2 protein-coding genes are annotated in these 855 nt (G+C 61.5%); both read left to right on the top strand.

All coding sequences use genetic code 11. From position 1 onward, the window contains the following. The first annotated feature begins 141 nt into the window (after positions 1-141). A complete protein-coding gene (locus C7C56_RS17435; protein ID WP_106758643.1) occupies positions 142-474 on the top strand; it encodes a c-type cytochrome in 333 nt (110 codons plus the stop codon). Positions 475-484: 10 nt separating this feature from the next. Continuing rightward, positions 485-826, top strand: coding sequence for a c-type cytochrome (locus tag C7C56_RS17430; RefSeq protein ID WP_106758642.1), 342 nt, complete (start codon positions 485-487; stop codon positions 824-826). Positions 827-855 lie beyond the last annotated feature (29 nt).

The following is an 855-nucleotide window of genomic DNA, read 5'->3' as shown; positions in this document are numbered from 1 at the left end:
CCGCTTAGAACAAATTCACCGTGGGCCGGCAACGGTCAATGTGGACTGCGCCAGCGTCTTGGGTTAAAATCACAGGTTGATAGTGCGAAACATAGCCTTTTTGCACGTGCCGCACCCGATTACCACCTTACCCTCGCCACCATGAAAAAACTCTTCGCACTTATCGTGCTCGCCGGCTTCGCCAACGTCGCCGCAGCGGCGGACATCGTTGGAAACCCCAAGGCTGCGGCCAACAAGGTTGAAATGTGTATCGGTTGCCACGGCATTCCGGGCTACAAGGCGACCTTCCCTGAGGTTTTCGCGGTGCCGAAGATCGGTGGCCAGACCGCCAAGTACCTCGAAAACGCGTTGACCGCCTACAAGAAGGGCGAGCGCAAGCACCCGAGCATGCGCGGCATCGCCGCCAGCCTGTCGGACCAGGACATCGCCGATGTGGCCGCGTACTACGCCCAGCAATCCACCACCGCGAAATAAGGAGCTAGCCATGAAGAAAATTATCACAGCCCTGTTCTGCGGCGTCGTCTCCGTCAATGCCTTCGCCGGCGGCAACATCACCAAAGGCGCCGAGCTGGCCAAGAAGTACAACTGCGCGGCCTGCCACGGCGCCGACTACAGCTCGCCGATCGACCCGAGCTATCCAAAGCTGGCCGGCCAGCACGCCAACTACCTCGAGCACGCGCTCGTGTCGTACAAGCGCTCCGACGGTTCCTTCGGCCGCAACAACGCGATCATGGCCGGCCAGGTGGCCAACCTGTCGCGCAAGGACATGGCCGATCTGGCCGCTTACCTGCACAGCCTGCCTTCGCAGCTGGTCATCAAGCGCTGATCGCCCCCTGTCGTCCCCGGACGGCAGCG

Source organism: Massilia glaciei (assembly GCF_003011895.2).
GTDB classification, from domain to species: Bacteria; Pseudomonadota; Gammaproteobacteria; order Burkholderiales; family Burkholderiaceae_D; genus Telluria_A; species Telluria_A glaciei.
The sequence above is the reverse complement of the archived record's forward strand: the minus strand, read 5'-3'. Positions and strand labels throughout refer to the sequence as shown.

Coding starts and splice junctions, on each gene's coding strand:
- C7C56_RS17430 (WP_106758642.1), top strand. CDS start 485: ATGAAGAAAATTATCACAGCCCTGTTCTGCGGCGTCGTCTCCGTCAAT.
- C7C56_RS17435 (WP_106758643.1), top strand. CDS start 142: ATGAAAAAACTCTTCGCACTTATCGTGCTCGCCGGCTTCGCCAACGTC.